This window comes from Halorubrum sp. Ea8 (genome assembly GCF_002252925.1).
In the GTDB taxonomy this organism is placed as follows: Archaea; Halobacteriota; Halobacteria; order Halobacteriales; family Haloferacaceae; genus Halorubrum.
This window is the reverse complement of the sequence record NZ_NHPF01000143.1, coordinates 1-22127: the sequence shown is the minus strand read 5'-3', so window position 1 is coordinate 22127 and position 22127 is coordinate 1. Positions and strand designations below refer to the sequence as shown.

Here is a 22127-nt window from a genome sequence, read left to right as displayed (position 1 = left end):
GGCTGCGAGTGCATGCTATAGACTGCCCCGGCAGCCTGTTAAGCATGTGGCTCCCGGCACCGGAAACGCTATGTTAAAGTGTGGTCGTCGGATAATTCCGGGCGAGCACCGTTGGTCCAGTGGTAGGACATTAGCTTCCCAAGCTAATAGCCCGGGTTCAATTCCCGGACGGTGCATTTCTCGAACGTAGTGAGAGAAATCACCGGACGGAATTGAACCCTATCAGTCGCGCGTAGCGACCGGCGCGACGCGAGCGGCGGCACGGGGCGGACGGAACGCGCGCCCGACTAGAAGATGTTCGCCTGCCCGTAGACGGAGATGCCGGTGTCAGTGATCTCGTACGGCTTCGTCTCCCGCGAGTGGTTCGCGTCGCGGATCTTCTGGATCTCGACGGCGAGCCGCGTCTCGCGGAAGTCAGAGCCGCGGATGTACTGGAGCACGAACACCGCGTCGGTGAGGTACTCGACGATCCCGTGCCGGGAGGCGTAGGGGTTCTCCTCGCTGGCCTCCGAGGTCAACAGCGTCGTCACGCCGGCCTCCTTCAGCGACCGGGTGAAGCCGAACACCTCAGAGCGCCGCTTCGCCGGGTGGTCGTACATCATCTCCAGCAGCGAGACGGAGTCGAGCACCAGCCGGTCGGCGTCGAAGTCGGCGATGAGGCGGATGAGGTCGTTCCGGATCGAGGCCAGCGAGTTCGCCATCTCGATGGGGTCGATGGCGACGACGGCGAGGCGCCCCTCGTCGGCGTGGTCGCGGAACGTCCACCCCTTCTCCGACGCGGTCGAGAGGATCGACTCGCGCGTCTGCTCTAACGTGATGTACACGCCCTTGCCCCCGGATTCGAGCGCCTCGTTGAGGAACTGGAGCGCGAACGTCGTCTTCCCCGTCCCCGCCCCGCCGATGACGGAGAGCAGGGAGCGACGCGGGACGCCGCCGAGGATCATCTCGTCGAGTCCCTCGATGCCCACGTCGGTGCGCTCGATCGAGGACTCGAACTCGTCGGGGTCGACGTCGAATCCGGGCTCGGCGCCGCCGGCGCCGCCGGCACCGCCCGCGCCGTCACCGCCGCCGAACTCGCCGAAGCCGTCGGATCCGCCCGGAGCGCGGTTTCGATACCCGCCGAACGGGTCGTCCTCGCCGAAGGACCCGCCGCCGAACGGGTCGTCGCCGTCCGGCCCGGTGGCGCCGCCGAGCGGATCCCCCGCGCTCTCGTCCGCACCGGACGGGTCCGGGTCACCGAAAGCGTCCCCGCCGAAGTCGTCGTCACCGAGGTCGTCGCCGCCGCCGAAATCGTCCTCACTGAACTCCTCGCCGCCGAAGTCCTCGCCGCCGCCGAAGTCGTCGCCGCCGCCGAAGTCCTCGCCGCCGCCGAAGTCCTCGCCGCCGCCGAAGTCCTCGCCGGTCGCCTCGCCCGGCGATCCAGGCTCACCGAACTCTCTTCCGCCGAACGGATCGTCGTCACCGAACGATCCCCCGCCGAGTGAGTCGCTCTCAGCGCCGCCGTCGTCACCGCCTTCCGGGCCAGTCTCGTCGGTCTCGTCCGTCCCGTCGCGGACTCCGCCGAACGGGTCGTCCCCCTCCCCGCGGTCCGGAGCCTCGTCGCTCCCGGATTCGTCGCCCACGGCCTCGGCGTCGTCGCCCACCGCCTCGGCATCGTCGGTCTCGGCGTCGTCGCCCACCGCCTCAGCGTCGTCGGTCTCGGCGTCGTCGCCCACCGCCTCAGCGTCGTCGGTCTCGGCGTCTTCGCTCCCGAAATTGTCAGCCTCGGCGTCTCCCGAGCGGTCGGACTCGTCGTCGAGGTCGCGCAGCGCGCGCTCGAACCAGTCGTCCTCTTCGCTCATCGTTTCAGCCGGCCGTGGGCGGTCGACATGTCCTTGGCAACGCGGCCGGCCGGCTTGAAACTTTCCGGAAGCCGGGGCCGAAGTCCGCATCCTTTTGTCCGGTGGCGAGAATCGGTGGCGCATGGAGGTCGGCATCGTGGCGCGGAAGGGAAGCGAGCGCGCGGCGAGCCTCGCCGCGGAGCTGCGCGACGCCGTCGTCGCCGCGGGCGCGTCCGTCTGGCTCGACGCGGAGACGGCCGACGCGCTCGGCGAGGGTGACCGCGGCCGCTCGGTCGACGCCCTCGACGACGCGGACCTCGCCGTCGCGGTCGGCGGCGACGGGACGTTTCTCTTCGTCGCGCGCAACGCCGGCGACACGCCCATCGTCGGCGTCAACCTCGGGGAGGTGGGCTTCCTCAACGCGGTTCCCCCGTCGGACGCCGAAGCGGCCGTGCTCGCCGAGGTCGACGCGTTCGGTCGCGGCGAACTGGACGTGCGGGAGGCGCCGCGGCTCGCGGCGCACGCGGGCGACTGGACGTCGGTGCCGGCGGCGAACGAGGTCGTGATCCAGAGCGACCGCCGCGGTCCCGGGGCCGGCGTCGACTACGAGGTCCGCGTCGACGGGAGCCGCTACGCGGGCGGCCACGCGGACGGCGTCCTCGTCGCGACCCCAACCGGGTCGACGGCGTACAACCTCTCCGAGCGCGGCCCGCTCGTCGGCCCGGGCGTGAGCGGGATCATCGTGAACGAGATGGCCGCCGAGTCGGGGATGCCGCCGCTCGTCGTCGACGTCGACGCCGCGGTCACGGTCGCGGTCGAGGGCGTCGACGAGGCGACCGTCGTCAGCGACGGGCGGAACGTGACGACCCTAGAGGCGCCGGTCGAGGTGACCGTCGAGCGGACGACGCCCCCGATGCGGATCGCCGGCCCCCCGTCGGACTTCTTCGAGGCGCTAGGGAAGCTCTCCTGAGCGGGCGTCTCACCCGCGACCGCTCCCTCGACGCGAAAGCTTCAACCGACCGCCGGTCGCATCCGCGCTCGATGGAGGTTCCCCTCGGACTGGCGCCGTTCGCCGGACAGTCCCGCGGCGAACACGCCGCCGTGCTCGCGGGGGGCGCGGTCGCGTGCCTGATCGGTTACGTCGGCGCCGCGGCCCTGCTTTTCGGCGTCGGCGCGCTCGATCACGGCGAACCCGCGGGACCGCGCCGCGTCGCGTCCGCGTTCGCGTCGCTCGCCTGTTGGGGATTCTACACCGCCGCGTTCGTGCGCGGCAAGGGCGGTCCGGTGACCGACGCCCTCGCTTACCCGGTCGCGACGGTGACGGTGGTACCGTTCGCGTTTCGGTGGATCGCGTTCGGCCCGGCTTGGGGCGCGGTCCGCGACCGAATCGGGTTCCTCGTCTTCCAACCCGGGCTGTTCCTCGACGCGGCGGCCCTGATCGCCCCGGGCGTCGCCTTCGGCGCCGGGCTCCTCGCGCTCTGGGCGAGCGTCCTCGGCGAGGACGCGGTCGAGGAGTGGCAGCGGGAACACCTCCCGGAGGAGTTCCGGCGGGCGTTCGCCGACGAGTGAGTCGGCGGCGGGAGAGGCGGTCCGCCGCGGACGGCCGCGACCGCGCGACTGCGGGACGATGCCGGCCCACAAAGCGTTTATGCCGCGGAGCGAACCGTTGGGCGTGAACCGCCGGTTCGCGCTGTTCGGATACCTCGTCGCTGGCCTCGCCGTCGCCTGCGCGGCCGTCGCCGCCTGGATCGCGTCGCCCGAGGCCGCCGTCGCACGGCTCGCGTTGCTCGCCGACGACCCGGTCCGGTTCGGGGTCGCGCTGCTCGCGCTGACCGCCGTCAGGCCGCTGTTAGCGTGGCCGACGACGCTGCTCGCCGTGGCCGTCGGGTTCGGGTACGGCTGGGTCGGCGTCCCGCTCGGCGTCGTCCTGTTGGTGGCGACGGCCGTCGTCCCCTACCGCCTCTCGCGGGCGGGGAGCGTCCGGGTCCGCGGCGCCTCTCGGACCGCGGACCGCCTCTGCGACGCGGGCGAGCGGCTGGCGACCGCCGCCGGAAGCCTCCGTGCCGTGGCGGCCACCCGTCTGCTTCCGCTCCCCTCAGACGCGGTCTCGGTCGGGGCGGGAGCCGCTGGAGTCCGCACGCGACCGTTCCTCCTCGGAACCGCGGCCGGCGAACTCCCGTGGGTGATCGTCGGCGTCGCCGTCGGCGTCTCGCTGGACCGGCTCGCCGCGGGTGACCTCTCCGCGGTCGATCCGACCGTGCTGGTCGCGATGGCCGGCACGGGAGCGCTGCTGCTCGCCGGCCCGCTGTATCGGACGTTCGTGCGAGAAGAATCCGCTGCAACGGCGTGACCGCCGCGGTCGGCGGTCGATGCCCTCGCGCGGTCCCGATCGGGACCGCGACTGCGGGAGGAACGCGCCGATCGTTCGGAAGCACCGAGCCCCCGAACGGTCGATGCGAACCGTGTGCCTCTCTGATAGCCGATGCGAGCGTGCATTCCCATAGACCCCGGATCCCGGGACGAACCCAGCCCTAACCCCGAAGCCGCGGCGGCGGCGCCGTCGCGACGCCGATCCGAGACGGCTTCAACGGGGGTCTACGGGTTACTTACCGTCGATCCTCACGAGCCGCCGTCGGACTCGTTCCCGCCGCCGTCACCCTCGTCGGTCCCCCCGTAGGAGACCTCGATCCCGCGCGGAACCGGACGCAGGAGGTACGAGCCGTTCCCCCGGCGCACCGGCGCGAAGTCGGCGGTGAATCTCGTCCGGGTGTTCTCGCGGACTTCGAACGCCTCGTTGAACGTCAGCGGCGCGTTCCCGGGCAGGTCGACGTCAGCCTCGTCGCCGCCCTCCAGGGTACCGTCGACGTTCGTGACGTCGAGCTGGAGGAACTGGTACGTGCCGACCGACAGCTCCCGTTCGTCGATCAGCTGCGTCTCGCCGTTCTGCAGCCGGACGAGGTCCGCCTCCTGTGACTCGTCGAACTCGTGGTACTCGCGACCGGCGGGTTCGTCGCCGTCACCGTCGTCGGTCTCGTTGCCGTCGTCGTCGCCGTCAGTCGCGTTCGCGTCGTCGCCGCCGTCACCGTCGGTCTCGTTTCCGTCCGCGCCGCTCTCGGCGCCTTCGGCTCCGAGCCAGATCCCCTGGACGGTGACCACGAGCGACTCGAAATCGCCGATGTCGGCCGGCTGGTCGGTCACTCTGGTCGCGAGCGTTCCGGTCGCGCGGCCGACGCAGCCGGCGAGCCCGGCGGCCCCGAGCGCGGCGGCGCCGGTCGCCTGCAGGTAGGTCCGTCGGGAGACCGAATCGGTCTCGGCCGCGTCGGCGGCGGGCGTGCGGTCCGTCACGTTACGCGCCCCCCGACTCGTCGTCGGTCTCGGCGTCGTCACCGGTGTCGGCGTCGTCCCCGTTGCCGGCGACGTCGCTCACGGAGTCACCGAGGTCGTCGACGCCGCCCGAGAGGAAGTCGTTCACGCTACTCAGGATGTCGCCGACGAAGTCCGGCACCTGGTCCGGCAGGTCGCTCGGCGGGCCCGCGTCGCCCGACGCGTCGTCCGGTCCGGGCGTCGCCGCGACGGCACCGGCGGCCGCGCCGGTCCCGACTAGTACCACCGCGGCCAGCGCCACGATCAGTGTCGTTCGAATCGCGTTCATGACGATTCCCGCTCGGGGCGCGACCTCCTTTAATGGAAGAAGCCCTTCAGCCCATTTGGCTCCGATTTAACGCGGTTTAATCGCATGCAGGCGGCCTGACGGCTCGATCGCGACCTTCCTAGCCACCACTTATAAAAGAACACGCCGAACGGTCGCGGTCGACGGCGCGGCCGCGGACGACGTCTCCGGCGACGACCGACCGCCTTCCGGACCGGCGACGACCGACCGCCTCCCGGGGAACACCATCCTCCGCGACGGACCGTCACGCGGCGGGTCGTCCCGGGTCGACGCCGTTACGGCTCCAGCCGGTTCGGGTCGCGCGGGAACATGATCGCCTCCTTGATGTTGTCGAGGTCGGCGACCTTCTGGACGAGGCGGTCGATGCCGAGCCCGTAGCCGCCGTGGGGCGGCGTGCCGAAGCTGAGCGCCTCGATGTAGAACTCGAAGTTCGCGGTCTCGACGCCCTCCTCCTCCATGACGTCGACCATGCGGTCGACGTCGTGCTCGCGCTGACCGCCCGATGAGAGCTCCTGACCTTTATAAATGAGGTCGAACTTCCGCGAGGCGATGTCGTCCTCGGGGACGTCCTGCATGTAGTAGAACTTCTCGTCGGGGTAGCCGACGACGAAGAACGCCGGATGCCGCTGCTCTTCGAAGTGCTCGCCGAGCAGCTTCTCCCCCTTCGTGTCGAGGTCGGTCGGGTCGTCCGGGAAGTGGCCGTACTCGGTCTCCAGGATATCGAGCGCCTCGTCGAAGGTGATCCGCGGGAAGTCGTCCTCGGGCACGGCGAGGTCGACGTCGAGGAGGTCGAGCTCGCGCTCGGCGTTCTCGGCGGCCGCGCGGAGCGCGTACCGCAGCGACTCCTCCTGGACGTCCATCACGTCGTCGTGGTCGTCGATGTACGCGAGCTCGACGTCGAACATCGCGATCTCGGAGACGTGCCGGGAGGTGGCGAAGTCCTCCGCGCGGAACGCGGTGCCCGTCTCGTAGACGGCCTCGTAGCCGGAGGCCATCAGCATCTGCTTGTACAGCTGCGGGCTCTGCGAGAGGAACGCGTCCTTGTTGTAGTAGAGGATCGGGAACAGCTCCGCGCCGCCCTCGGCGCCGCCCTTCGAGATGAGCGGCGTCTTGATGTCGACGAACCCCTCGTCGTCGAACCACTCCTCCATCGCCGTCATCAGCTTCGAGCGCAGGCTGAACACGGCGAGCGTCTCCGGCTTCCGGAGGTCGAGCGCGCGGTTGTCGAGCCGGGTCGAGAGGTCCACCTCGATGTCCTTCGAGATCTCCAGCGGGAGCGGGGAGTCGGCCTCGTCGATGACCTCGTACTCGGTCGGCGCGATCTCGACGCCGCCGGGCGCCTGGTCGCTCTCCAGCGGCTCGCCGACCACGCGGACCACGTCCTCGGCGCCGGCGTCCTGCACGGCCTCGAACAGCTCCGGCTCGCGTTCCTCTTTGAAGACGACCTGAATGAGCCCTTCGCGGTCGCGCACGATGAGGAAGACGAGGCCTCCCAGGTCGCGGATCTCGTGGACGTGGCCGGCGATGGCGACCTCGTCCGCGTCCGGTTCGACGTCCGACGTGTGGATTCGCTCGATCATAACGGTGGCTGCGTTACGTGCATCTGGTCGGGCGTTCGGCATAGGCCTGTCGTCTCGCCGTCGACGGAACCCGTCGCCCGCGACGGTCTCGGCGGGGATTCGCGGCGATCACGCCCGGGGAACCCGTCGGTCTCTGGACCGCCTTCCTCGCCGAGGCGACGTCGCGTGACACTGCCTCACAACCTCGCCATAGATTTAATAACCATCCGACATATTGACGGAGTAACGGCGCATTCGCGCCGCGGAGTCCACGTATGACCCACGCCCGTTCCCCCGTTCCGACGTCCGCCGCCGACAGCGGCGCGCTCCTCGGCTGGAACGGCTACGGGGCTCCGAACACACGGTCCGTCCGGCCGACCGCGTAACGCGCGTCGGCTGGGGAGGTTCCCCCGCGGGACGGACCGTATCCCGTTCTCTCCAGCCGCCGCGTCGACCGCTGAACTGCCCGGACGCGACCCTCCCCTCGCGAGCGCCGACGCCGCCTCGCCGCCCGCTCCCGCGGGCGTCGACGGCGACCCGCGGCGTTCGAGGTCGCACCGCGTTCGACTCGCGGCGAGGGCCTCATGGCAGCAGCCATCCGCACGCAGACGGTGGAAGCGACGGTGACCGTTCGCGTCTCGCAGGCGGCCGGGGGCGACCTCGCGGCGGGCGCCCGGCGACAGCTGGAGCGCGTCGACGGCGTGACCGTCGAGGATCTGACGATCGCCGGGGTCCGGCCGGGCCTGAACGACACCACGGTCGAGGCGGTCGCGACCCTCTCCGTCGAGGACGAGGGTCCGGTCGCCGACCCCGACGGGGAGACGGCAGGGAGACCCAATGACGAGACGAGAGGGAGACCCAATGACGAGACGAGAGGGAGACCCAATGACGAGACGAGAGGGAGACCCGGTGGGGGCCCGCGATCGGAGCCGCCCGGCGGCGTCGCGGACCGCATCGCGTCGCGCCTGGCGGACCGGTTCGGCGTGGAACCAGAGCGCGTCGAACGGGTCGATCCTCCGGAGTGACCGGGACGGTTTCGATCGGTTTCCGTCACTCGCCCGCCCGGTCGCGGACCTGCGCCTCGGCCCGCCGGAGCACGTCCCGGATCGGGAGCCCCGCGGCCTCGGCGACCGCGACCGCGTCGTCGTACTCGGCGCTCACGTCGTAGACGTCGCCGTCGGCGGTCGAGGCCACCTTCACCGACACCTCGTGGGCGTCGCCGTCGACCGCGAGCGTCGCCGTCTCGAAGGCGCGGTCCGCGATCCACCGGTGGCTCGCGCCCGACTGCCGGACGCCGAGGGTCCCCGTCTCGCGGGCGAGCCGTTCCGCCACCGCCTCGGCGTCGTCGGGCTTGCAGACGACCTTCACGAGGTGTCCCGGCCGCGACTTCTTCATCGTCGTCGGGAGGATGGTCACGTCGCGGGCGCCGGCGCGCGTGAGCGTCTCCTGAAGCCCGCCGAGCACCTCCGGCGACGCGTCGTCGAGGTTCGTCTCCAGGACCGCGATCTCGTCGCGGACGAGCCCGTCGTCGACGTTCGCCGCCGCGCCCTCGTCGCGGTTGTCGCCGCCGTCGCCGGCGAGGACGCGGAGGACGTTCGGATGGTCGGGGAGCGTCGCGTCGCCCGCCCCGTAGCCGACGGCGTCCACGTCGAGCGGTGGGAGCCGATCGACGCCCTCGGCGACGGCGGCCAGTATCGCGGCCCCGGTCGGCGTGAGCAGTTCGCGGTCGACGGGGCCGCCGACCACCGAGAAGTCCGCGGCCGCCGCGATCTCGGTCGTCGCGGGCGCGGGGACCGGGTAGACGCCGTGGCTCATCTCGACCTCGCCGCCGCCGGTCGCGACCGGCGTGGTGAGGACGCGGTCGGGGTCGAGGTCGTTCAGGAGGAGCGCCGCCCCGACCACGTCGGCGATCGCGTCGTCCGCGCCGACCTCGTGGAAGTGCGTCTCGTCGAGGTCGGTGCCGTGGACCGACGCCTCGGCGCGACCGAGGCGCTCGAAGGCGTCGAGCGCGAGCGACTCGACGGACGCGGAGAGGTCCATCGACTCGACGAGCGCGACGACCTCGGGGTAGCTGCGGTGGACGCCGGCGCCCTCGGCGTGGCTGTGGGCGCGTTTTCGGTCGCCGTCCTCGTCGTCGTCCCCGTGGTCGTGACCATGATCGCGGGTGTGGCTGTGACCGTCCCCGTGGTCGTGGGTATGGCTGTGACCGTCCCCGTGATCGTGGTCACTCTCGGGATCGACCTCGTGACCGCTCTCTGCGGGTCGGCCGGCGTCGCGCACCTCACCGTCGCGACCCTCGTCGTCCCCCGACTCCGCGAGTAGCACGTCGACCGTCGTCGCTCGGATCCCCTTGTTCGTCGTCTCCCCGACCTCGTACCGAACCGGGAGCCTGTCGGTCACGGGCGAGAGGGCGTCGGGGTCGGCGCCGGCCGCGATCAGCGCGGCGCAGATCATGTCGCCGGCGGCGCCTGTCCGGCCGTCGAAGACGAGCGTTCGCATGGCGGACCGGAGGCGAGCGCGGGACATATACCCCGTGATCCGGGACCGGACGTCGGGACCGTCGTCGACGGCGACGGCGGCGCTACGAGGCCTCGGCGGCCGCGAACAGGTACAGTTCGCCGAGCACCAGCGCCCCGATCACCGAGAGCGGCACGACGAGGACGCCGCCGGCGTCGAGCGCGTACAGTCCGAGGCCGACGAGCGCGCCGGCCGCGAGGAACGCGACCCGAGAGAGCAGCGAGCGCATCGGCCCCGAGAGCGAGTCGAACACACCCGAACGTCGGTTCGAGCGGTCAAAAAGCGTCCGTCGCGATCCCCTCCGGATCGACGGCGAAAACGCACGCTTACGACGGCGTTTTACGTCGGGGGTCCGTACCATGGCACATGATGACACAGTCCGCCACAGGCCCCGGTTCTCCCGGACCGGCCGGCGGCACCGCCAGGGGCAACAGGCTTATTCCCGAACCGGATGGAGATACGGGTAACCCCCGCGAGGAATCATGAACGAAGTCCAACTCGAAGTGGCGAAGGCGTACCCGAACGACTCGGGACGCGGCATCGCCCGCCTCGACCCCGACACGCTGTTGCACCTCAAGCTCTCGCCCGGCGACATCATCGAGATCGAGGGCTCGGAGACGACCGCCGCGAAGGTCTGGCGCGCCGACCGCCAAGACTGGAACACCGACACGGTCCGCGTCGACGGCTTCACGCGGCAGAACGCCGACGTCGGTATCGGCGAGCGCGTGACCATCCGGAAGGCCGAGGCGGAGAAGGCCGACAAGCTCGTGCTGGCCCCGCCGGAGGAGGCGTCGGTCCAATTCGGCTCCGACGCCGCCGGCATGGTGAAACGTCAGATCCTCAAGCGGCCGGTCGTCGAGCGCGACATCGTGCCGGTGATGTCCTCGACGAACCACCCGTTCATGCGGTCGCCCGGGCAGGCGATCCCGCTGATCGCGGTGGAGACCGAGCCCGACGGCGTCTGTCTGATCACCGAGGACACCGAAGTCGAGCTCCGCGAGGAGCCGATCTCCGGATTCGAGAAGACGGGCGGCGGGATCACCTACGAGGACATCGGCGGCCTGCAGAAAGAGATCCAGCGCGTCCGTGAGATGGTCGAACTGCCGATGAAACACCCGCAGATCTTCTCGAAGCTCGGGATCGAGCCGCCGCAGGGGGTCCTCCTGCACGGTCCGCCGGGCACGGGGAAGACCCTGCTCGCGAAGGCCGTCGCCAACGAGACGTCGGCGTCGTTCTTCTCGATCGCCGGCCCGGAGATCATCTCGAAGTACTACGGCGAGTCCGAACAGCAGCTCCGGGAGATCTTCGAGGACGCGAAAGAGGAGAGCCCGAGCATCATCTTCATCGACGAGCTCGACTCGATCGCGCCCAAGCGCGAGGACGTGACGGGCGAGGTCGAGCGCCGCGTCGTCGCGCAGCTCCTCACGATGATGGACGGCCTCGAGACGCGCGGGCAGGTGGTCGTCATCGGGGCGACCAACCGCGTGGACAGCGTCGACCCGGCGCTCCGCCGCCCCGGCCGGTTCGACCGCGAGATCGAGATCGGCGTCCCCGACGAGACGGGCCGCAAGGAGATCCTCCAGATCCACACCCGCGGAATGCCGCTCTCGGACGACGTCTCCCTCGACCACCTCGCCGACGAGACGCACGGCTTCGTCGGCGCCGACATCGAGAGCCTGACGAAGGAGGCCGCGATGAAGGCGCTCCGGCGCTACCTCCCCGAGATCGACCTCGACGACGAGGAGGTGCCGCCGAGCCTGATCGACCGGATGATCGTCAAGCGCGACGACTTCTCCGGCGCGCTCACGGAGGTGGAGCCGTCGGCGATGCGCGAGGTGCTCGTCGAGCTCCCGAAGATATCGTGGGACGACGTCGGCGGGCTCAGCGAGGCCAAAGAGCAGGTCCAGGAGTCGGTGGAGTGGCCGCTCACCTCGCCGGAGAAGTTCGACCGGATGGGCGTCGACGCGCCGAAGGGCGTCCTGCTGTACGGCCCGCCCGGCACCGGGAAGACGCTGATGGCGAAGGCCGTCGCCAACGAGACGAACGCGAACTTCATCTCGGTTCGGGGGCCGCAGCTGCTCTCGAAGTGGGTCGGCGAGTCGGAGAAGGCGATCCGGCAGACCTTCCGGAAGGCCCGGCAGGTGAGCCCGACGATCATCTTCTTCGACGAGCTCGACAGCCTCGCGCCCTCTCGCGGCCAGGAGATGGGGAACAACGTCTCCGAGCGCGTCGTCAACCAGCTGCTCACCGAGCTCGACGGGCTGGAGGACATGGGCGACGTGATGGTGATCGGGGCCACGAACCGCCCCGACATGATCGACCCCGCGCTGCTTCGCTCTGGCCGGTTCGACCGGCTCGTGATGATCGGCCAGCCGGACCAGGAGGGCCGCGAACAGATCCTCGACATCCACACGCAGGACACGCCGCTCGCGCCCGACGTGAGCCTCCGCGAGGTCGCGGAGATCACGGACGGCTACGTCGGCTCCGACCTCGAGGGGATCGCCCGCGAGGCCGCCATCGAGGCGCTACGCGACGACGACGACGCCGAGGAGGTCGAGATGAAGCACTTCCGGCGCGCCATGGAGTCGGTGCGGCCGACCGTCAACGACGACATCCTCTCGTACTACGAGGAGATCGAGAAGCAGTTCGGCGGCGGCGGCGAGACGCTCCGCGACACCGGCGGACGGATCGGGTTCCAGTAGCCGACGGGGTCTCCTGACCCGTCCGTCCGCGCCGACCGTTTTTGCGTCCGGGGCGCGTATCGCTGTCCGATCATGTCCGAAGACGTCACCGTCGACGTGGAGGTCGAAGTAGAGGTGGACAGCGACGAGCTGGAGATCGAGCGCGACGACGCCGAACTCGTCGAAGCCAGCTACGAGGCCGGCGGCATCGAGATCGAAGTCGAGGCTGAAGTAGAGACGCACGGGGGCGGCCACGAGGACGACTCCGACCACGAGGACGAAAATCTCGACTCCGACCACGAGGACGAAAATCTCGACTCCGACCACGAGGACGAAAATCTCGACTCCGGCCACAACGACCACGAGTAACCGCCAGTTTCCCTCCCTGATGCCGATCCGTCTGGCGTCTCGTTCCGCTCCTTTTAACCTCGACAGCGACCAAGCAGGGCCATGTCCCAGCCGCGCGTCCCGGGCGGTGACGAGAACACGCTGGAGCTGCCCTGCGGACAGACGATAGCGGCCGGCGAGCTGGACCTCGGGATGCGCGAGTTCGAGTGCGACTGCGGCGAGACGCACGCGGTCGTGATGGACGTGCACCCACCGGAGCGCTTCCTCCCCGACTTCCTCGTCGAGGTGCTCCGCGAGGCGATCGAGACGACCAGCGAGGGGATGCCGGAGTTCGACACGCCGCACCTGCTCGGCGTCGTGCTAGAGGAGTTCCCGGAGGCCGTCGTCGCGTACGACGCCAGCGAGAACGCGGACGTCGGCTACGCGATGACGTGGGTGGCCGACTTCGACTCCCGGCGGCTCCACGAGATCGTCGTCGAACTCGTCGTCGAACTGATGGAACACGCCGTGAGCCACGCCGACGACGACGAGGCGCTCTCGGCGTTCGAAGCGGAGATGGTCGAGTTCGACGTGACCGAGTTCGTCGAGCAGTACCGCGCCGAGCGCGACTTGGAAGCCGAAGACCCGTACGCCTGACGGCCGACGCGGAGAACGAGGACGGGACGAGACGGCCGAAGCCCTCCGAATCCGCGGTGAGCGTCCGTTTCGACGTTCGTGTCAGACAGTTGTCCGACTCCTGTCTCACTGAAGCCTATATGTCGCCCTACCGTACGTAGGACGTATGAGCGGCGGCGAATACGACCGATACGACCGGATCCGCAGCGTGCTCGCCGAGGCCGACGAGCCGCTGACGGCGCGGGAGATCCTCGCGCTCGCCGACGAGTGCGAGGAGATCGATAGCCCGCACCGCGTCGCGACCGTGCTGGGCCGGTGGGCCGAGCGCGGCGAGGTCGAGGTCATCTCGGACCGCCCGTACCGGTACCGGCTGGAGACCTGACCGCGGCGGCGCGGCCGGGGCGATCCCGGCGGCGAGGTCGCGGCGCCCCCGCCGGCGAACGAGGGGACCGCAGTCAATCCGGCCCGAACCGGAGCGCGCCGTCCGTCGGGTCGAGCGTCGCGACCGCGCCGATCGGGAGCGGGAACGACGGGTCCGTGTGGCCGAAGTCGTAGCCGAACCCGACCGCCGCGTCGGAGGCGTACCGTTCCACCTCGCGAGTCACGACGCGCTCCAGTTCCGCCGGGTACTCGTTCGGGTCCGGGTCCCACTCTAGGGAGGGCGCGTTCGTCCGCGGACGACCGACGAGGACCCCGTCGAACCGCTCCAAGAGCCCGCGCTCGCCCATCGCGCGGAGGGTGTAGCCGACCTCGCGCGGCGGAGGCACGTCCTCCGAGGTCTCCAGCGCGAGGACGGCCCCGTCGAGCCGCTCGGGGTCCGGCAGGTATCGGCCCGCCTGGAGGTGCCACTTCACGATCCCGAAGGAGCCGCCCCACACTCGGCCGCGGACGGGGTCCTCGGGATCGGCGTCCGGACCGACCCACGTCGTCGGCCCCGGGTTCTCGCGCCACGCGCGCGGCTCGCCCGTCTCGAAGTCGAACCAGTCGTCGGTCCACTCGTCTGCCGGTTCGACGGCGCCGAGGGAGTCCTCGAACAGCGCGCGCCGGAGGTGCCGCTCGGTGTAGGGGTGTAGCTCTGGGTCACAGACGAGGTCCGGGTGGATCCCGAGCCCGTAGCTGACGATCCCGCGGTTCCAGAGGAACAGCCGGAGGTTGTCGTTGTCGCTGTACCCGAAGAAGCGGGTCGGATTCGCGGCGAGCGCGTCGCCGTCGAGGTGCCGCAGGACGCGTATCTGGTCGTCGCCGCCGGTGTACGCCATCACGGCGCCGATCTCCGGGTCGGCGAAGGCGTCCTCGACGTCGGCCGCGCGCGCCGCCGGCGACGCCGGCTCCTCTCGATCGGGGTCCGCGGTCGGGAACACGCGCGTCTCGACGCCGAGGGCCGAGAGTCGTTCGCGGCCGATCCGGAGCTTCGTCGCCTCGGCCGGCCGCGAGGGCGCCACGACCGCGAGCGCCTGGTCGTCCCCGAGCGGCGGGGGCGTCGTAAACGACATGCTGGCGGCTTGCGTCCGACGTCGGCATAAGTCACCGGGTCGTGTGCCAAACCGTCTCGCGTGCTATGTCTCGACGTACCTTGCGAAAATCGCAAACTCGCTGCGAGATTCGTATTCTATCGTCGGCCTTATTACGATGAGCGTACTCCGTCGCGATAATGAGCGAGGACCGGACCATTCTACTCATCGGTAGCGGGCCGATCCAGATCGGACAGGCGGCGGAATTCGACTACTCCGGCGCACAGGCGTGTCGCGCCCTCCAGGAGGAGGGGGCCCGCGTCGTGCTAGTGAACTCGAACCCGGCGACGATCATGACCGACCCGGAGACCGCGGACCGGGTGTACATCGAGCCGATCACGCCGGAGGCGATCGCCGAGGTCATCAGGATCGAAGAGCCCGACGGCGTCATCGCCGGGCTCGGCGGCCAGACCGGACTCAACGTCACCGCCGAGCTCGCCGAGGAGGGGATCTTGGAGGAACACGACGTCGAGGTGATGGGGACGCCGCTCGACACCATCTACGCGACGGAGGACCGCGACCTGTTCCGTCAGCGGATGGAGGGCCTCGGGCAGCCGGTGCCCAAGTCGACGACCATCTCGCTGGACGAGGGCGAGTCGGTCACCGACTTCGACGAGGAGGCGTTCCGCGGGCGCGTCCGGGAGGCGGTCGACGCGGTCGGCGGGCTCCCCGTCATCGCCCGCACGACCTACACGCTCGGCGGCTCGGGCTCCGGAGTCGTCGACGACTTCGAGAAGCTCGTCGAGCGCGTCCGCAAGGGGCTCCGCCTCTCGCGGAACAGCGAGGTGCTTATCACGGAGTCCATCGCGGGGTGGGTCGAGCTCGAGTACGAGGTGATGCGGGACGCCGACGACTCCTGTATCATCATCTGCAACATGGAGAACATCGACCCGATGGGGATCCACACCGGCGAATCGACGGTCGTCACCCCGTCCCAGGTGATCCCCGACGACGGGCATCAAGAGATGCGCGACGCCGCGCTCGAAGTCATCCGCGACCTCGGTATCCAGGGCGGCTGTAACATCCAGTTCGCGTGGCACGACGACGGGACGCCGGGCGGCGAGTACCGCGTGGTGGAAGTGAACCCGCGCGTCTCCCGCTCCTCGGCGCTCGCGTCGAAGGCGACTGGCTACCCGATCGCCCGCGTGACGGCCAAGGTCGCGCTCGGCAAGCGCCTCCACGAGATCGACAACGAGATCACCGGCGAGACGACCGCAGCCTTCGAGCCAGCCATCGACTACGTGGTGACGAAGGTGCCGCGCTGGCCCATCGACAAGTTCGACGACGTCGACTTCGAGCTCGGCACGGCGATGAAGTCCACCGGCGAGGCGATGGCGATCGGCCGGAACTTCGAGGAGAGCCTCCTGAAGTCGCTCCGCTCGTCCGAGTACGACCCCGCCGTCGACTGGGCGACCGTCGACGACGACACGCTGGAGACCGAGTACCTCGAACGCCCGAGCCCGGACCGCCCGTACGCGATGTTCGAGGCGTTCGACCGCGGCTACACGGTCGCGGACGTGGAGGCGCTGACCGGGATCAAGCCGTGGTACCTCGAACGGTTCAAACGCGTCAGCGACTCCGCGCAGGCCGCTCAGGACGGCGAGTTCGCGCAGGCGGCCACCGCGGGCCACACGAACGCCGAGATCGCCGCCCTCGCCGGCGGCGTCGACGTCGATGCCGTCGAGGAGGACGTCCCCGGTCGGACGTACAAACAGGTCGACACCTGCGCCGGCGAGTTCGCCGCCGAGACCCCGTACTACTACTCCGCCCGTCAGTCGGAGTTCAACCGCGGACCGCTGAAGGGCGACGCCGCGGCCGGCGAGCTCGTCGTCGACAAGAGCGTCGACAGCGTGGTCGTCGTCGGCGGCGGCCCGATCCGCATCGGGCAGGGCGTCGAGTTCGACTACTGCTCGGTCCACGCGATCCAGGCGCTGCGCGAGCTCGGCATCGAGGCGCACGTCGTCAACAACAACCCCGAGACCGTGTCGACGGACTACGACACCTCCGACGGGCTGTTCTTCGACCCGATATCCGCCGAGGAGGTCGCCGACGTGGCCGAGGCGACCGGCGCCGACGGCGTGATGGTCCAGTTCGGCGGACAGACGTCCGTGAACATCGGCGAACCGCTCGAAGCCGAGCTGGAACGCCGCGGGCTCGACTGCGAGATCATGGGGACGAGCGTCGAGGCGATGGACCTCGCCGAGGACCGCGACCGCTTCAACGTCCTGATGGACGAGATGGGAGTCGCCCAGCCGAAGGGCGGCACCGCGACGAGCGAAGCGGAGGCGCTGGAGCTGGCCCACGACATCGGCTACCCCGTCCTCGTCCGGCCCTCGTACGTCCTCGGCGGTCGCGCCATGCGGGTCGTCGAGGACGACCCGGAACTCGAGGAGTACATCGAGGAGGCCGTCCGGGTCTCCCCCGATAAGCCGATCCTGATCGACCAGTTCCTCGACGACGCCGTCGAACTGGACGTCGACGCCGTGGCGGACGTCGGCGCGTCACACGCGCCTGCAAGCGAGACGGAGTCTCGCCCTGGCGAGGACGTGCTCCTTGGCGGCGTGATGGAGCACGTCGAGAGCGCGGGCGTCCACTCGGGCGACTCCGCGTGCATGATCCCGCCGCGCTCGCTCGACGAGGAGACGATGGCGCGGGTCCGCGAGGTCACCGAGGACATCGCCCGCGCACTCGACACGGTCGGCCTGCTCAACGTCCAGCTCGCGGTGACGGGCGTCGGCGACGACGTCGACAGCGAGGTGTACGTGCTGGAGGCGAACCCGCGCTCCTCGCGGACGGTCCCGTTCGTCTCGAAGGCCACGGGCGTCCCGATCGCGAAGCTCGCCGCGAAGGTGATGACGGACGACCTGACGCTCGCCGACCTCGACGCCGACGAGCAGATCCCCGAACACCGCAGCGTGAAGGAGGTCGTCCTGCCGTTCGACCGCCTGCCGGGGTCGGACCCGCGGCTCGGCCCCGAGATGAAGTCGACCGGCGAAGTGATGGGCACGGCCCGGTCGTTCGGCAAGGCGTACGACAAGGCGCAGGACTCCACCGGCAAGCCGATCCCCGAGTCCGGCACGGCCGTCGTCGACCTCTCCGCGGAGGAGTTCCCGGACCCCGACACCGAGGCCGGCGAGGCGCTGGTCGAGGGGTACGCCGAGCACTTCGAGCTCTCGACGGCGACGGACCTGATCGAGGCCGCGAAGCGCGGCGAGATCGACCTCATCGTCTCTCGGCAGCGCGAGCTGCTCGAAGTGGCGGTCGAAGAGGAGATCACCTACTTCTCGACGCACGCCTCGGCGAAGGCCGCGCTGGAAGCGATCGCGCACGCCGACGACGACCTCGACGTGATGGCCGTCTCCGACCGGCCGAAGCGCGTCGAGAGCTGGGGCGCGAGCGAGTAGAGACGGACTGGCTCCCCGGCGCTATCTGCGCTGCCCGGTTCCACCGAACGATTCCGCCCGCGCCGAACGTACTGATTCGCGATGACCGGACGTCGACCGGTCGCGGGACGCGGCTTGAGAGCGGGTCTCGCGTCACCGAATCGCGTTCGATGTTTTAAGTCCCGACGCCGTGTTCATACCTACATGTCACGGGAGGCGGCGAGAGACGCGTTCGCCGTCCTCGCCGTGCTCGTCGTCATCGCGCTCGTCGTCGGTCAGCTCGCCGGACAGCCGGTGTTTCTGGGATACGTCACCTCCGGGAGCATGGCGCCGACGCTGGAGGCCGGGGACGGGTTCGTCGCCGTGCCGGCGGCGGTGTCCGGCCCCGTCGACGAGGGCGACGTCGTCGTCTTCGAGGCGTTCGAACTCGACGGCGGCGGAACGACGACGCACCGCGTCGTGGGGACGACTCCGGACGGCTACCTGACGAAGGGCGACAACAACCCGTTTCGGGACCAGGACGGCGACGAACCGCCCGTCACCGACGACCGGATCGTCGCGACGGCGCTGCAGGTGAACGGCGACGTGGTGCGGGTCCCGGGACTCGGGACCGCGATCACGGGGCTCCGAGAGGCGGCGACGGGCGCCGTCGTCGGGCTCGCGACGGCGGTCGGTCTCGACTGGTCGCCGGACCAACGCTGGCTCAGCGGGCTGTTCATCTCCGTCGGACTCGCGCTGTTCCTCGTCGTCCTCGTCGACGACCTCCGGAACAGCGGGCGGCGGACGCGGAGCCGCGACCGGTCGCGGGGCGACGACGGGCTCGACGCTCGCTGGATCGCGCTCCTCCTGGCGCTGTTGATACTCATTCCGGCCAACGCGGCGATGATCGCGCCCAGCGGCACGCATCACGTGACCGTCGACGGCGACGACCTCCCGGCGGGCACGGCTCCCGGCGGGCAGGTCGAGAACGGGTTCACCGCGGAGAACAACGGGCTCATCACGATGCTCGTCGTGCTCGAAACGAGCCATCCGGAGAGCGAGTTCGACCGGAATCAGTTGGCCGTTCCGCGGGGGGAGTCGGCGACGGCGACGCTGTCGACGACCGCCCCAGGACCCGGAGAACGCGCGACGGTCGCGGTCTCCGAACACCGGTACTTCCTCGTGGTCCCGCCGTCCGTCATCATGTGGCTCCACGGGTTTCACCCGCTCGTCGCGATCGCGGCGTTCAACGTCTTGGTGCTCGGCAGCATCGCAATGTTGGCCGGAGCCTTTGTCGGATCTGGAACGAGGCGGGTCCGAGAGCGGAGACGCGACGTGTCTCTTCGTCGGTGGATCCGCCGTATTCTCAGGTGAGAAAAATAGCTGCTAATTCGAATTTCCGGCCGATCGCAGTTCGAAATAATCGATGTCGACTGAAACGCAGTTACCGTTCGATGTGGTCTCGAAGATGAGGTAGAGGTCGTCAGCATTGTCTCTGATGAACTGATTATCGTTGAACTGGAGCGTTTTCTCCTTAGTATTGCCCCCGCCGCCGGTTATGCTCAATTCCTCATTCAGTTTTGTCCCAGACCCATTGACGAGGTGGGCGTTCCAGCTTCCTGTGCTATTCTCATACTTTATATAGAGCTCGTATTCAGTATGCGATTTGATAGATGGCAAGGCATAACCAACCCTTCCGCTTGGGCCACCGTTCCCACCGGAGCTCCCGGTCTCGCATTTGTTTCCTTCAGACACTGCGGTCGTGACATCGCCGGGATTGTTTACCTTCTCGGGATTTCTGAGTAACCCTCTGGGGTCGGTCGGTTGGTTCGCCTGGCCTTTGTCCCCGCTATCTCTGTAGTTGTTCTCGTCTCCGAAGTCGTAGCAATCAAAATCGACTCGCGGGGTGCGCGTTGCGGTAATGGTAAAATCGGGCGCCAACGCTTCGAAGTTCAACTCGACATCGTACAAGCCATTGAGCCCGCTCGCTTCGCCGGCACAGCTCACCGTCACTTCGAACGGGCTACTGTCGTTACTTACCGCTGCTGTGATCGATTTGGTTCCGACGGTCGCGGTGACGTTTATGTCGTCGTCGCTGAAGGTGTCGACGTTATCTTTTATTGTGTATACGACCGCCGGACTGCCGATTTTGATGGTCTTCCCATCAGACTGATCGTTGAACTCCAGAATCGCGTCGTCGCCGTCGCCCGCGTTGACCTCGACATCTCGATACGTGGAGATCTGCGTCGACCCGCCGGTCCCGAACAGCATGAGTCCGCCGCCGCTGGCGAGGGAGCCGACGGCGGCCCGTCGCGTCCACTTCTTGCTATCGCCCATCTCTGAGCTCCGGCGGCTTCCCGTCGCTGCCGAGGTTCATCTCCCGGTTCTGGAACACGTGGAACGCCGCGGAGGCGGTGAACAACACCGCGATTACCGCCGCCCACGCGAGGCTCGGCACCGACTCCGGAAAGACGCCGACCCACACGGCGGCGACGAGGCCGAGCGACACCGCACCGAGACCGAGGTAGTACTCGGCCCACGGGATCGAGTCCCCGGGCACGACGTCGACGTACACGTCGAGGTCCTGCGCCTCTTCGGTCAGTTCGATCGTCCCGCTGTCGTGGGTGATGATGCCCGCGCGCTCTAACTTCGGGATGTGGTTCTGCTGTATCGAACTGTACGCGAGGTGCCGCTCGCTGGAGGTGATCTCGGAGACCGATTTGTCGTTCTCCCACGCCGCGACCTGCTCGGCGACGTCCGAGAGCTCCGTGGTGCCGTCCTCGTTATTTATCGCGTGGAGGGCGTATCGTCTTCGCGGGTTACTTAAAATATCGTAAATTTCGTTCTTTGAAATATAATCTTTCGTAGACGATTTGATAGTACTCTGATCGAGACTCATTAGCCACACAATAATGCCGTATTATACCAACTTCTATCGACTAACGAGCTACTCATTATGTATAGAATATATACCCCTAGATATAAAAAATTCTCCCACACCTGAAGCGGCTCGCTCGCGGTAACGAACTGGTTCCAGTTCTCCTATTCTCCGATGGTGATTATCAGGTCCTCTGTCTCCTTACTAGCGGTTCCGGTCTTGATGCTACCGACTTCGGTCACATTAGCTGAACTGTTCTTGGAATACTCACTGACGTTCCCGCTACCGATCCCAGTGAGTAGCCCGTTGTCAGTATTATTCTTCGAGAACGAGACCTTGACCTGGCCGTTTCGAACAATTCCAAAGAGATCAGACTCTTCGATACTTGCGTTCTGCGGCAGTTCCCTTCCCTCCGGTCCGAATACGATTGTGACATCGTTGGCGACGAGGCTCACGTAATTTCTATCGACTGTGTCGTACGTGTCGTCAAACACAGGGAACAGCGACCGGCCATCGTAAGTATTGCCATCACTACCATTTCCCTTTACAGTGACATTACTCGATTCGGTGTTCACGAGGACGTCGGCGGTGCCAGATTCACCGAGTATAGCGTTCGCGATATCGTCTTCGATGTCAGCCACATCTTCTCCATCTTCCTCCTGATCAGTAGGCTCAGAAGACGGATCATCATTCAGGTCTATGACCCCATCGCTGATGTAGCTACTACCGATTACGTTCACTTCCACCGCGCGCTGCGCTTCGACCGTGGTGAACGCTCCCGACCCGAACGCCGCACCAGTTCCGACGCCGATCATCCCGATGGCCCCCAACACGCTTCTGCGATTCAGCTTCATTGTTACGTCATTTGCTTGGTCGGATACCCACTTACTATTAGGCCGCGTTAGCGGGTTTCAGGCCGTCATTGAAGACGATTTCCCGCCGTAACGCCCGCAGTTAGACGATTCAACCCGACGCTGAAACGCCTAACGCGGTTCACTACTAACACCGTCGGTGGCGTGGGCCCTACCGTGAGCGTACGGGCCGCGCCGATGCCGACGATAGCGACGATGCCGAGTAGCCTCGGCCCTGTCGTCGGCCGGGGCGACCCGACTCGGACGACGAACTCGGTGGGAACATGAACCGCGCCATCGTCGCGGTCGCCGTCG

21 protein-coding genes and 1 tRNA gene are annotated in these 22127 nt (G+C 68.3%); 11 read left to right on the top strand and 11 right to left on the bottom strand.

What is annotated here, in order from left to right; all coding sequences use genetic code 11:
• The first annotated feature begins 105 nt into the window (after positions 1-105).
• Positions 106-176 (top strand) — tRNA-Gly (locus DJ74_RS16640).
• A gap of 111 nt (positions 177-287) precedes the next feature.
• On the opposite strand, the gene DJ74_RS16635 is transcribed toward DJ74_RS16640, so the two are convergent.
• Complete coding sequence (locus tag DJ74_RS16635; protein WP_094527974.1) at positions 288-1841, bottom strand: KaiC domain-containing protein; 1554 nt, start codon at positions 1839-1841, stop codon at positions 288-290.
• 121 nt (positions 1842-1962) lie between these two features.
• On the opposite strand from DJ74_RS16635, the gene DJ74_RS16630 reads away from it, so the two are divergent.
• The 3 genes from DJ74_RS16630 (at position 1963) to DJ74_RS16620 (ending at position 4170) form a co-directional block, all read left to right on the top strand.
• Positions 1963-2790 carry an NAD(+)/NADH kinase gene (locus tag DJ74_RS16630; RefSeq protein ID WP_094523768.1) on the top strand — a complete coding sequence of 276 codons (828 nt, stop codon included), beginning with the start codon at positions 1963-1965 and terminating at the stop codon, positions 2788-2790.
• 71 nt (positions 2791-2861) lie between these two features.
• Positions 2862-3389: a hypothetical protein gene (locus DJ74_RS16625; RefSeq protein ID WP_094523767.1), complete on the top strand. Its 528-nt coding sequence runs from the start codon at positions 2862-2864 to the stop codon at positions 3387-3389.
• A 103-nt stretch (positions 3390-3492) separates the two neighbouring features.
• Entirely contained in the window at positions 3493-4170 is a 678-nt protein-coding gene (locus DJ74_RS16620; protein WP_094527973.1) for a TVP38/TMEM64 family protein, read from the top strand.
• Positions 4171-4439: 269 nt separating this feature from the next.
• Here DJ74_RS16620 and DJ74_RS16615 read toward each other — a convergent pair whose 3' ends face one another.
• The 3 genes from DJ74_RS16615 to aspS form a co-directional block, all read right to left on the bottom strand.
• Positions 4440-5165: a DUF4382 domain-containing protein gene (locus tag DJ74_RS16615; protein WP_094527972.1), complete on the bottom strand. Its 726-nt coding sequence runs from the start codon at positions 5163-5165 to the stop codon at positions 4440-4442.
• Between the two features lies 1 nt (position 5166).
• Complete coding sequence (locus tag DJ74_RS16610; RefSeq protein ID WP_094527971.1) at positions 5167-5472, bottom strand: hypothetical protein; 306 nt, start codon at positions 5470-5472, stop codon at positions 5167-5169.
• Between the two features lie 293 nt (positions 5473-5765).
• Positions 5766-7070 (bottom strand): aspartate--tRNA(Asn) ligase, encoded by a 1305-nt coding sequence (gene aspS, locus DJ74_RS16605; protein WP_094527970.1) that lies wholly within the window; start codon positions 7068-7070, stop codon positions 5766-5768.
• 563 nt (positions 7071-7633) lie between these two features.
• Here aspS and DJ74_RS20065 point away from each other — a divergent pair.
• A complete protein-coding gene (locus tag DJ74_RS20065; protein ID WP_094527969.1) occupies positions 7634-8074 on the top strand; it encodes a hypothetical protein in 441 nt (146 codons plus the stop codon).
• 25 nt (positions 8075-8099) lie between these two features.
• Here DJ74_RS20065 and larC read toward each other — a convergent pair whose 3' ends face one another.
• Positions 8100-9548 carry a nickel pincer cofactor biosynthesis protein LarC gene (gene larC, locus DJ74_RS16595; protein WP_094527968.1) on the bottom strand — a complete coding sequence of 483 codons (1449 nt, stop codon included), beginning with the start codon at positions 9546-9548 and terminating at the stop codon, positions 8100-8102.
• Positions 9549-9630: 82 nt separating this feature from the next.
• On the bottom strand, positions 9631-9819 hold the full coding sequence (locus tag DJ74_RS16590; protein ID WP_094523760.1) for a hypothetical protein: 189 nt from the start codon (positions 9817-9819) through the stop codon (positions 9631-9633).
• A 229-nt stretch (positions 9820-10048) separates the two neighbouring features.
• On the opposite strand from DJ74_RS16590, the gene DJ74_RS16585 reads away from it, so the two are divergent.
• From DJ74_RS16585 to DJ74_RS16570, 4 genes are all read left to right on the top strand, one after another.
• On the top strand, positions 10049-12268 hold the full coding sequence (locus DJ74_RS16585; RefSeq protein ID WP_094527967.1) for a CDC48 family AAA ATPase: 2220 nt from the start codon (positions 10049-10051) through the stop codon (positions 12266-12268).
• Positions 12269-12340: 72 nt separating this feature from the next.
• The gene (locus tag DJ74_RS16580; RefSeq protein WP_094527966.1) at positions 12341-12616 is read left to right on the top strand and encodes a hypothetical protein; all 276 of its coding nucleotides are present in this window, start codon (positions 12341-12343) and stop codon (positions 12614-12616) included.
• Positions 12617-12697: 81 nt separating this feature from the next.
• Positions 12698-13231: a DUF5815 family protein gene (locus DJ74_RS16575; protein ID WP_094527965.1), complete on the top strand. Its 534-nt coding sequence runs from the start codon at positions 12698-12700 to the stop codon at positions 13229-13231.
• A gap of 145 nt (positions 13232-13376) precedes the next feature.
• On the top strand, positions 13377-13592 hold the full coding sequence (locus DJ74_RS16570) for a hypothetical protein (protein ID WP_094523756.1): 216 nt from the start codon (positions 13377-13379) through the stop codon (positions 13590-13592).
• 73 nt (positions 13593-13665) lie between these two features.
• Here the strand turns inward: DJ74_RS16570 and DJ74_RS16565 are convergent, their stop codons facing one another.
• The gene (locus DJ74_RS16565; RefSeq protein WP_094527964.1) at positions 13666-14703 is read right to left on the bottom strand and encodes a S66 peptidase family protein; all 1038 of its coding nucleotides are present in this window, start codon (positions 14701-14703) and stop codon (positions 13666-13668) included.
• 158 nt (positions 14704-14861) lie between these two features.
• On the opposite strand from DJ74_RS16565, the gene carB reads away from it, so the two are divergent.
• Both carB and DJ74_RS16555 read left to right on the top strand, forming a co-directional pair.
• The gene (gene carB / locus DJ74_RS16560; RefSeq protein ID WP_094523754.1) at positions 14862-18125 is read left to right on the top strand and encodes a carbamoyl-phosphate synthase large subunit; all 3264 of its coding nucleotides are present in this window, start codon (positions 14862-14864) and stop codon (positions 18123-18125) included.
• 183 nt (positions 18126-18308) lie between these two features.
• Complete coding sequence (locus DJ74_RS16555) at positions 18309-19457, top strand: signal peptidase I (RefSeq protein ID WP_094527963.1); 1149 nt, start codon at positions 18309-18311, stop codon at positions 19455-19457.
• A gap of 12 nt (positions 19458-19469) precedes the next feature.
• Here DJ74_RS16555 and DJ74_RS16550 read toward each other — a convergent pair whose 3' ends face one another.
• The 4 genes from DJ74_RS16550 to DJ74_RS19470 form a co-directional block, all read right to left on the bottom strand.
• Complete coding sequence (locus tag DJ74_RS16550; protein ID WP_094527962.1) at positions 19470-20420, bottom strand: hypothetical protein; 951 nt, start codon at positions 20418-20420, stop codon at positions 19470-19472.
• Positions 20410-20982, bottom strand: a complete 573-nt coding sequence (locus tag DJ74_RS16545) for a hypothetical protein (protein ID WP_094527961.1) — start codon at positions 20980-20982, stop codon at positions 20410-20412. Before DJ74_RS16545 ends, DJ74_RS16550 begins: the two co-directional genes overlap by 11 nt.
• Positions 20983-21125: 143 nt before the next feature.
• Entirely contained in the window at positions 21126-21815 is a 690-nt protein-coding gene (locus tag DJ74_RS16540; RefSeq protein ID WP_094527960.1) for a hypothetical protein, read from the bottom strand.
• A gap of 65 nt (positions 21816-21880) precedes the next feature.
• On the bottom strand, positions 21881-22127 hold a 247-nt coding region (locus DJ74_RS19470; RefSeq protein ID WP_217900351.1), incomplete at its 5' end, for a hypothetical protein.

What these genes read in the sequence shown, in the direction of transcription:
- DJ74_RS16635 (WP_094527974.1), bottom strand. Translation starts at nt 1,841, where the DNA reads ATGAGCGAAGAGGACGACTGGTTCGAGCGCGCGCTGCGCGACCTCGAC.
- DJ74_RS16630 (WP_094523768.1), top strand. Translation starts at nt 1,963, where the DNA reads ATGGAGGTCGGCATCGTGGCGCGGAAGGGAAGCGAGCGCGCGGCGAGC.
- DJ74_RS16625 (WP_094523767.1), top strand. Translation starts at nt 2,862, where the DNA reads ATGGAGGTTCCCCTCGGACTGGCGCCGTTCGCCGGACAGTCCCGCGGC.
- DJ74_RS16610 (WP_094527971.1), bottom strand. Translation starts at nt 5,472, where the DNA reads ATGAACGCGATTCGAACGACACTGATCGTGGCGCTGGCCGCGGTGGTA.
- aspS (WP_094527970.1), bottom strand. Translation starts at nt 7,070, where the DNA reads ATGATCGAGCGAATCCACACGTCGGACGTCGAACCGGACGCGGACGAG.
- DJ74_RS20065 (WP_094527969.1), top strand. Translation starts at nt 7,634, where the DNA reads ATGGCAGCAGCCATCCGCACGCAGACGGTGGAAGCGACGGTGACCGTT.
- larC (WP_094527968.1), bottom strand. Translation starts at nt 9,548, where the DNA reads ATGCGAACGCTCGTCTTCGACGGCCGGACAGGCGCCGCCGGCGACATG.
- DJ74_RS16585 (WP_094527967.1), top strand. Translation starts at nt 10,049, where the DNA reads ATGAACGAAGTCCAACTCGAAGTGGCGAAGGCGTACCCGAACGACTCG.
- DJ74_RS16580 (WP_094527966.1), top strand. Translation starts at nt 12,341, where the DNA reads ATGTCCGAAGACGTCACCGTCGACGTGGAGGTCGAAGTAGAGGTGGAC.
- DJ74_RS16575 (WP_094527965.1), top strand. Translation starts at nt 12,698, where the DNA reads ATGTCCCAGCCGCGCGTCCCGGGCGGTGACGAGAACACGCTGGAGCTG.
- DJ74_RS16570 (WP_094523756.1), top strand. Translation starts at nt 13,377, where the DNA reads ATGAGCGGCGGCGAATACGACCGATACGACCGGATCCGCAGCGTGCTC.
- DJ74_RS16565 (WP_094527964.1), bottom strand. Translation starts at nt 14,703, where the DNA reads ATGTCGTTTACGACGCCCCCGCCGCTCGGGGACGACCAGGCGCTCGCG.
- carB (WP_094523754.1), top strand. Translation starts at nt 14,862, where the DNA reads ATGAGCGAGGACCGGACCATTCTACTCATCGGTAGCGGGCCGATCCAG.
- DJ74_RS16555 (WP_094527963.1), top strand. Translation starts at nt 18,309, where the DNA reads ATGTCACGGGAGGCGGCGAGAGACGCGTTCGCCGTCCTCGCCGTGCTC.
- DJ74_RS16550 (WP_094527962.1), bottom strand. Translation starts at nt 20,420, where the DNA reads ATGGGCGATAGCAAGAAGTGGACGCGACGGGCCGCCGTCGGCTCCCTC.
- DJ74_RS16545 (WP_094527961.1), bottom strand. Translation starts at nt 20,982, where the DNA reads ATGAGTCTCGATCAGAGTACTATCAAATCGTCTACGAAAGATTATATT.
- DJ74_RS16540 (WP_094527960.1), bottom strand. Translation starts at nt 21,815, where the DNA reads ATGAAGCTGAATCGCAGAAGCGTGTTGGGGGCCATCGGGATGATCGGC.